General features: G+C 72.6%; 9 protein-coding genes. 4 read left to right on the forward strand and 5 right to left on the reverse strand.

The window, feature by feature from the left end; genetic code table 11:
* Nucleotides 1-105: 105 nt before the first annotated feature.
* Nucleotides 106-294: a DUF397 domain-containing protein gene (locus AC07AZ_RS12985; protein ID WP_356040363.1), complete on the forward strand. Its 189-nt coding sequence runs from the start codon at nt 106-108 to the stop codon at nt 292-294.
* A gap of 365 nt (nt 295-659) precedes the next feature.
* Here AC07AZ_RS12985 and AC07AZ_RS12990 read toward each other — a convergent pair whose 3' ends face one another.
* Nucleotides 660-1,157, reverse strand: a complete 498-nt coding sequence (locus tag AC07AZ_RS12990; protein ID WP_478846853.1) for a glutathione peroxidase — start codon at nt 1,155-1,157, stop codon at nt 660-662.
* Nucleotides 1,158-1,252: 95 nt separating this feature from the next.
* Nucleotides 1,253-2,242, reverse strand: coding sequence for an ArsR/SmtB family transcription factor (locus AC07AZ_RS12995; RefSeq protein WP_478846855.1), 990 nt, complete (start codon nt 2,240-2,242; stop codon nt 1,253-1,255).
* Nucleotides 2,243-2,430: 188 nt separating this feature from the next.
* On the opposite strand from AC07AZ_RS12995, the gene AC07AZ_RS13000 reads away from it, so the two are divergent.
* Nucleotides 2,431-3,627 carry an MFS transporter gene (locus AC07AZ_RS13000; RefSeq protein ID WP_478846857.1) on the forward strand — a complete coding sequence of 399 codons (1,197 nt, stop codon included), beginning with the start codon at nt 2,431-2,433 and terminating at the stop codon, nt 3,625-3,627.
* Nucleotides 3,628-3,810: 183 nt separating this feature from the next.
* Here the strand turns inward: AC07AZ_RS13000 and AC07AZ_RS13005 are convergent, their stop codons facing one another.
* From AC07AZ_RS13005 to AC07AZ_RS13015, 3 genes are all read right to left on the reverse strand, one after another.
* A complete protein-coding gene (locus AC07AZ_RS13005) occupies nt 3,811-4,854 on the reverse strand; it encodes a chitinase (RefSeq protein ID WP_478846859.1) in 1,044 nt (347 codons plus the stop codon).
* A gap of 216 nt (nt 4,855-5,070) precedes the next feature.
* Entirely contained in the window at nt 5,071-5,874 is an 804-nt protein-coding gene (locus AC07AZ_RS13010) for a DUF4232 domain-containing protein (RefSeq protein ID WP_478846861.1), read from the reverse strand.
* 694 nt (nt 5,875-6,568) lie between these two features.
* On the reverse strand, nt 6,569-6,790 hold the full coding sequence (locus AC07AZ_RS13015) for a hypothetical protein (RefSeq protein WP_478846863.1): 222 nt from the start codon (nt 6,788-6,790) through the stop codon (nt 6,569-6,571).
* A 273-nt stretch (nt 6,791-7,063) separates the two neighbouring features.
* Between AC07AZ_RS13015 and AC07AZ_RS13020 the strand changes: the two genes are divergently transcribed.
* Together AC07AZ_RS13020 and AC07AZ_RS13025 are read left to right on the forward strand one after the other, a co-directional pair.
* Complete coding sequence (locus AC07AZ_RS13020) at nt 7,064-7,192, forward strand: hypothetical protein (protein ID WP_478846865.1); 129 nt, start codon at nt 7,064-7,066, stop codon at nt 7,190-7,192.
* Between the two features lie 428 nt (nt 7,193-7,620).
* Nucleotides 7,621-8,391, forward strand: coding sequence for a lamin tail domain-containing protein (locus AC07AZ_RS13025; protein ID WP_478846867.1), 771 nt, complete (start codon nt 7,621-7,623; stop codon nt 8,389-8,391).
* The last annotated feature ends 127 nt before the right edge of the window (nt 8,392-8,518 follow it).

Genomic DNA, 8,518 nt, shown 5'->3' on the forward strand with positions numbered 1-8,518 from the left:
GGTCGGGTGAACGAGTCCTCCGAATAGCGATGTTGGCGAGTAGCGTCGATCACGCCACGATCAAAGGCGTTGGCTCAAACCGTACAACTCGCCACCGGAGCAAAAATGGCAATTCTTCAGGGTGCCACGGCAACGTGGACGAAGTCCTCCTACTCCACGGGCAACGGCGCGTGCGTCGAGGTCATGTCGCCGTCGGCGACGCTGGCCGTCCGTGACTCCAAGGTCCACGAGGGCCCCACCCTGGCGTTCCCCGCCGACGCGTGGAAGGCCTTCGTGGCAGCGGTCAAGGCGTAGAGGAGGCTTCCTGATCCTCACCCGACCGTATGACCGACAACCATGCGATCGAGTAACACGCGATCAAGAACGGCAACCGTTCGACGCACCACCGCTTTACGCACCAACCGTTCAACGCAACACCGGCACAACGCACCAACCGTTCAACGCAACACCGGCACAACGCACCAACCGTTCAACGCAACACCGGCACAACGCACCACGGTTACCGCGCAGGACAGGTGCACCGTGCACCGCACACCGCACAACTGCACAGGCGCCAGCGACAGAGCCCTCTCGACCAGCTCGCCGTCCTTGCCGAGGGGGCTCGGCTGTGCCCGGCTCCGGCCCGCCTCTCCGCGTGGCGGCGCCGGTGCCGGGTGGGATCAACCCGCCAGCTGGGCCTCGACGGCCGCGACGATCTCGGCCGACTCCGGCTCGGTCTGCGGCGAGAAACGGGCCACGACCTTGCCGTCCCGGCCGATCAGGAACTTCTCGAAGTTCCACCGGATGTCACCGCTGTGCCCCTCGGCGTCGGGGAAGTCGACCAGGCTCTCGTACAGCGCGTGCCGGCCCTCGCCGTTCACCTCGACCTTCTCGGTCAGCGGGAACGTCACGCCGTACGTCGCCGAGCAGAACTCCGCGATCTCCTCGGCGCTGCCGGGCTCCTGCCCGAGGAACTGGTTGCAGGGCACGCCCAGCACGGTGAAGCCCTGCGCCGCGTACCGCTCCTGCAACCGCTCCAGGCCGTTGTACTGCGGGGTCAGCCCGCACTTGGAGGCCACGTTCACGACGAGCACGGCCTTCCCGGCGTACTGCCCGAGGTCCGCGGAACCGCCCTTCAGGGCGCCGATCTCGATGTCGTACAAAGATGTATGCGTCATGCGGCGATGTTATGGCCTGCCCGAGGGCCCGGACCGTGGACGTGGCGCGTCACACGCCTCCCCGCCCGTCCGCGGCCCGGCCGCCGCCCGGGGGATCACACCGGGGCGCCGTCCCCGCCGGTCCTGCCGCCCCCGGCCCGTACGAGGACCTCACCGGCCGGCGTCCGCGAGTACAGCACGGACCGCCCCGTCCGCCGCCGCTCCACCAGCCCCGCCTCCAACAGCACCCGCAGGTGGCGGCCGACCGAACCGAGCCCCTGGCCCGTGACGGCGGTCAGCTGGCTGGTGCTGAGGGGGGTACCGAGCCGCACCAGCACCCCGGCCCGCGCCGTCCCGAGCAGCGCGCCCAGACTCGCGGGCACGGCCGGGCCCCGGCCCGCGGCGAGGGCGCCGGCACACGGGTAGACCACCGCGTAGCGCTCGTCCTCCTCCCACGACACCCAGCCCGTCTGCGGGGTGACCGGTACGAACACGAGTTGCGCGCCGGAGATCTCCCGCGGTGGGTAGTCGTGTGCGTTCACCTGGAGCCGGTTCTCGCCGAGCCAGCGCGTCCCCGGCCGCAGCGCGTCCAGGACGGCCGCCCAGCCGCCCTGACTCATCCGTGCGGTGCGCGCGACCACGTCCGCCTCCAGGACGCGGCGCCGACGGGGCCAGTACGGCCGTACGGACTCCGCCCAGACGTCCTCAAGGAGAGCGGCCGCCCGCCCGGGGAGGTCGTCCCGGTCCAGCGCGGCCGGGAGCGGGCCGGCGAGGGAGGTCCGCAGGTGCGCGCGGGCCCGGTCGGGGTGGGCGGCGCGCACCCGGGCCACGCCCTCCTCGAACGTCTCCCGGTCCCTCGGGGTCGGCGTGAGGAAGTCGGCGATCCAGTCCCGGCCGAGCCCCGAGCGGACCAGCAGCGCCGTCACCGGGTCGGCTGCCAGCCGCCGCCGGTAGGCGGGCCGGTGGTCACGCAGCCAGACCTGTTCACCCGGGTGCGCGGGCACCCCCGCGTGCAGCAGCTTCAGCGCGGCGAAGGTCTCGGCGAGCGGGGACAGCACGAAGCGGCTGCCGGCCAGCGTGTCCGCGTTGACCTGCCACAAGCCCACCCGCCCACCGCCTCCATTCGGACCCCGGTCGCGTTCCCGCCGCGTGTCCTTCGCGGCCGTCCCCGCCTTGTGTCTTTCGCGGCCGTCCCCGCCGCGTGTCCCTCGCGTCGTCCCCGCATCCGGTCACGAGGTTTCGCCCTGGCGCGAAACAATAACGGGGCCGTTCCCGGGGGTTACAGACTCCGCGGATGCGCAGCTACCGACAACTGTTCCGGACCCCTGAGTTCACCCCGCTCCTGCTCACCTCCGCGGCCCACACCGCGGGGCAGACCGTCGGCGGGCCGGCCCTCGGCACCCTGGTGTACCGGGCCACCGAGTCGCCGCTGCTGTCCGCGCTGAGCATGTTCGGCCCCTCGCTGGCGCAGGTGCTGGGCGCGACCCTTCTGCTGTCGGGGGCCGACCGGCTGCCGCCGCGCGCGACCCTGGCGGGCGTCTCGCTCGCCTTCGCGGCCGCCACGGCGGTGCTGGCGCTGCCCGGGCTGCCGATCCCGGCCGTCTTCGCCGTCGTCCTCGCCCAGGGGATCGTCGCCTCGCTCGGCGGGGGAGTGCGCTGGGGCCTGCTGACCGAGACGCTCCCCAAGGACGGCTATCTGCTGGGGCGTTCGGTCTTCAACATGCAGAGCGGACTCATGCAGGTCACCGGCTACGCCACCGGCGGCGCCCTGATGACGGTGCTCTCGCCGCGCGTCTGTCTGCTCACGGCGGCCGGCCTGTTCCTGGCGGCGGCCGCCGGACTCCGCCTCGGCCTGACCCGCCGGCCGCTGCGCGCCACCGGCCGCCCCTCGGTCCGGGCGACCTGGCGCACGAACGCCGTGTTGTGGTCCTCCCGGCCCCGCCGTCACGTCTTCCTGGCCCTGTGGATACCGAACGGCCTGGTCGTCGGCTGCGAGTCCCTCTACGTGTCCTACGACCCCGGCGCCGCCGGCACCCTGTTCGCCTGCGGGGCGCTGGGCATGTTCGCGGGTGACGTGACCGTCGGGCGCCTGGTGCCTGCCGCCGTCCGCCCGCGCCTGGGCACACCGCTCCTCGTCCTGCTGGCCGTGCCGTACCTGGCGTTCTTCCTGCACCCCGCTCTCCCGGCGGCCGCCGCCCTGGTCACCGTCGCCTCCGTCGGCTTCGGCGCGAGCCTGGTCCAGCAGGAGCGCCTGATGGCTCTCACCCCCGGCGAACTGAGCGGCCACGCCCTCGGACTGCACTCGGCGGGCATGATGACCATGCAGGGCGTGAGCGCGGCCCTGGCGGGTTCGGTGGCCCAACTCACCTCGCCCGCCCGGGCGATGACACTCACCGCGCTGGCGTCCCTCGCCGTGACGGCGGCCCTGGCTACGGCTGCTCGACGGGCGGGGCGACCGGCCCCGGTGCCTGGACCGGCACGGGTGCGGTAGGCACGGCGGGCGGTTCGGTGGGCGCCGGGGGTTGCGGGGTGGGTGCGGTGGCGGGTGCGGTGGGCGCGCTGGGCTGCTCCCCGGAGTGCCGGGCCGCCTTGCCGAAGTACCGCAGCAGCTCCACCGGGTAGGGCATCGCCAGCGTCGAGTCTTCACTCACCGCCGGTCGCGAGCCACCCGTCGTCAGTGGTGGCCGTGCCCGTGGGTGAAGGGCTCGAAGGTGTGGCTGAACTGCCAGGTGTCCTGAGCGATGCCCGAGCAGGCGTTGGCGCCCGCGGTGCCCACACAGCCGCCGTTGTCGCGTTGGAGCGCCCAGAAGGAGAGCGTGTCGATCCCCTTCGCGACGGCCCACTTCTCCACCTTGACGGCGTCCTGAGCGGTGAAGGTCTCCTCCGGCCCGAAGTCGTCGATGCCGGGCATCTCGGTGACGCCGATCATGTGCCAGAGCTTCACCGGGTTCTTCTTCGGGTACAGGGCGGCCAGTTGGGCCCGCAGGCCGGCGGCGGCGGTCACGGTGTCGGCCGCCATGTCATGCGTGGCGCCGTCCCAGTAGTCGAACGTCATGATGTTGACGACGTCCACGCGCGCTCCGTTGTCGACGGCGTTCCGCAGCAGGGCCACACCGTTGGGCGCGAGGCCGGTGTTCGTCGTCGGCAGGGTGTACGAGAACTGCACGGGCCTGCCGCTGCGTTCGGCCCAGCGCTCCACCTTGGCGATGGCCTTGTTGCGGCGGTCGATGCCGGCGGCGTTGTTGATCGAGTCGGCCTCGATGTCCAGGTCGATCCGGGTGACGCCGTACGTCGTGACGAGACTCTCGTACACCGTGGCGATGGCGTCGACGCTGGTGCAGCTGTCGGCGAGTTCGGTGCCGGTGGTGTCGGCGCTGTAGCCGCCGAAGGACGGGATGACGTTGCCGCCGCGTGCCTGGATCGTCGCGATGTCGGCGCCGAAGGCCGCCTCGGAGATCGGCTGGGTCGCGTCGCCGTTCCAGTCGGCGGTGCACGAGCCCGCCGCGGGCGTCTGGAGGAACGCCAGCGTGAGGTACTTGTTGCCGGACGCGGCGGCGAGCGCGGCCGGGCTCTCGCCGGTCCACGCCTCGAAGTAGGGCGCGGCGACGTGCGCGGGCATCGGCCTCGCGGGGTGCGAGGGACGCGCGGGGGCGGCCTGCGGGGAGGCGAGGGCGCCGCCTCCCGAGAGAGCCACGAGCCCGGCGGACACGGTGCTCACGGCCAGACAGGACAGCAACGCGCGAAGACAACCAGGTCGTCTCATTGACGCTCCCAGGAAGAGGGGACAGCGGGGGCTGGGGGGAACAGCGCCATCGTTGGACTAGACCAATTGTCTGTCAAGGTTCTTTACTGTTAACTGACCGATCCGCCCCACGCGGAAGGGCACCCGCCGGACCCGGCGAGTGCCCTTCACGCTGATCGGTCGGTGCAGCGATCAGGAGGGCCTGGCCGCCGACACCGGCGTCACGGTCACCGTGTCGTCGCACTCCGCGAAGACGCCGTCGTCCAGAGCGACTTGGTGCATTCCGGCGCCGGGAAGGCCGACCACCAGAGTGGGGTACGCCGAGGGATCGACGCCGGACGCGCAGTAGCCGTCGCCCTCGCCCTGGACCTGGACGAAGGTCAGCTTCACCCAGGCCGTGGCACCGGGAGCCACCCGCACCGGGGACGCCGACCCGGTGCGGGTCACCGCGAGCGGGGAGTTGTGCTCCGGAGAACCGTTGCCGGCCCCGGCGACCGAAAGGTGCCCGCCGAGCGTGCACGCGGCCCCGGAGACGTTGGTGAACCCGACGACGGCGGCCCCGGTCCCCGTCCCGCTGGGCCGGTCGGCGGCCTGCTGGGCGGCGACGTCGAGCGCGGAGGGAAGGCACCCCTTGACGGCATCGGTGCCGGTGCCGGTGCTTGCGCCGGTGTGGACGCCGGTGCCCGTGCCGGCTCCGCCGCTTCCCGCGGTGCCGCTGCCGGCCCCGGTCTCCGTGCCCCCCGTGCCCTCGGTCCCGGGGGAGGTGGTGTCCGCCGCCGGGGTGGACGGGCCGCCGGTACCGGACTCCGGCGCGGCGCCCGTCGTCGTACCGGACGGTGACGACGAGACGCCCGCCGTGCCCGGGGCGGACCCGGCCGCGGCTCCGGAGTCGCCCCCGTCCCCCTGGCACCCGGTCACGACCAGCGCGGCCGAGGCCGCGACCACCGCCACCAGGGTCTTGCGTACACCGTTGCCACACCGGATCCCGTACCGCATGACGTCCCCCGAACTCGCGTCGCCAGGAGCGGCCCTCGCCACCCCTCGCCGACGCAGACAGCCCCGCCTCACCCGGGGGTTCTCCGGCCCGAGCACCTGTGACTCAGCGGTGACGAGACCGAACCAGGATGTGGTCAAACGGGGAGGGGGGAGGCCGCATGGGGGGGGCCGGGGCGAAGGAAGGTGCGGGCACCGGGGCGCCGGGCGCCGTGGCCGGAGGGGCTCCGTCGCCGTAGCGGTCGACGTCTCTCGGGGGCCGGCCGGGATGCGGGAGGCCGTATGCCGGACGCGTCCGGCCGCCTGAAGGGCGTGCCGGAGGGGTGCGACGGCTGAAGGACATGCAAGGCGTGCGAGGACGCGCAAGGGCACGCCTGAGAAGGGTACGGCGCCGGCTCGTGGCCGGCCGCCGAAGCCACTGTCCGCGGTCGGAGTTAGCGCGCCCCGCGGTAAACCGTGCCCACGTCCGGGACGGACGCCTGCCCCTCGTCGAACGCGTACGTCTCGTCCTCGCCGAAGTCTGGCGCCTGGAACGGGTTCGTCGCGGGAGGCGGCGACGCCGCGGCGGCGGCAGAGCCGTGCGCTCCTCCCGGAGCGGAGAACAGCGAGGTCAGGTCGATGAGGGGTCTCCCATTCGGTACAGGCCCATGAGGGAACCTGGCGTGCCGTGACCGGGCACAGCGGTGATACAGCGGTCCTACAGCTTGCTCATCTTCGCGTACGGGCTGAGGATCCGCTCCTGCGCCGAACCGAAGTCGACGAGGACCGCGATGCCCTCCTCGATGCCGATCACCCGGCCGAGGCCGTACATGTCGTGGGTGACCTGGTCGCCCACGGCGAAGTGCTTGGGCGGGGGCGCGACCGGTGCCTTGAAGGGACTGGACGGCAAACTGCGCTTCAGTGCTGGTGGCTTTGTCATCAACACCAGTATGCGCCCGCGCGTATCCATTCGGTACGGCTGTAGGCATCCACTCTTCCGCCCCGGACGCCGACGGCAGGGGCGGCGGAGCGGGTGAGGCCAGAGCATCATGCCGTTGACCTGCTGTTTCGTCGGCCTGGCAGGTCGCGGGACGGGCCGGCCGCCCTCGGTATCGATCGGGCCGCGGTTCGCATCCGGAGCGCCGCCGCCCCCTCCTGGCCGGTCCGCGGACTCTCCGACCGGCTTCTGATCGACCCGCTGACCGGTGTCGTCATGGCGGCCTCCTTCGCCTACCTGCTCACCGTGGCCGAACCGGGGACACCGGGAGTGTCCTGGCCCGGGCAGCCGGCCGCCCGCGGCGGGTCCCCGCCGTCCGCCGACGGCCGGCGGGCCGACCCGTGAAAGGAGCCCCGCGGCCTGGGACTGCTCCGACCCGGGGTGAAGCCGGCGTTCTCAAGGACCCGCCGGACGCCGTGACGGCCCGTTCCCGCTGTTACCGAAGCCGCGATCGGACCATCGGTCGTTACCCACTTTCGGGTGACGGCCCCGCGGCCGCCGGGGTGGCGCGCCGTGGCGGACGGACGATACGGGCCAACCGCCGCAAGACGGCACGACTCGTTTCGCCGTCAACTTCACGCCCGTACGGCATACATGGACATTGCAGTCGAGAGTCACGGAGATATGGGCAATGGGTAACACCCCCCATGTTTCCATCGCAATCGCAGCGGGCGGTGGACAGAGTGTGAGGGCGCGGCCAGCCGGTCGCCACCCGCACACCGCACCGACCCCCTCGCCGACTCCGAGAGCCGCCGAGGACAGGTGCCCGCACCATGCAGGGGGACTTTGTGTCCGTTTCCGCATCTGTCACCGCCCGCCGTCTGGCCGCCGCCACCTTCGCGGCAGGCGCCCTGGTCGCCGTGGTGACGCTGCCGGCGTCCGCCGCCGACCACGCGCGCCCCGGCCACTCGAGGGTAGAGATCTCGGCCGTCCAGTACGACTCCCCCGGGCCGGAGGACCGTTCCAACCGCTCCCTCAACCAGGAGTGGGTGGAACTCACCAACGACGGGCGTCACACGGTCAACCTCGACGGCTGGACGCTGCGGGGAGAGGACGGCCGGACCTACACCTTCCACCACTACCGCCTGGAGGGTCGCGCCACGGTCCGCATCCACACCGGTGAGGGCCACGACTCGCGCACGGACCTCTACCAGGACCGCCACAACTACGCGTGGGACAACCGCTCCGACACCGCGACCCTGCGCAACGACTACGGCCGCTTCATCGACGACGCCTCCTGGGGCCGCGGCCGGCACCACGGCGACGACCGTCACGAGGGCGGCGGCTGGCACCACGGCGGCGACCGGCACCACGGCGACGACCGTCACGAGGGCGGCGGCCGGCACCACGGCGACGACCGTCACGAGGGCGGCGGCTGGCACCACGGCGACGACCGCCACCACGGCGACGACCGTCACGAGGGGGGCAACCGTCACGGAGGCGACGACCGTCACGAGGGGGGCAACCGTCACGGAGGCGACGACCGTCACGAGGGCGGTAACCGTCACGGAGGCGACGACCGTCAGCACGACAGCCGCCGCTGACTGACCCCGGCACCGCGGTCCGGTGACTGACCGCTGACTCCGGCCCACCGGCACCAACCAGGCGGGGGGGGGGGGGGGGGGGGGGGGGGGGGGGGGGTGGGGGGGGAGGGGGGGGGGAGGTGAGGGG

It is taken from the genome of Streptomyces sp. NPDC043878, assembly GCF_056435735.1.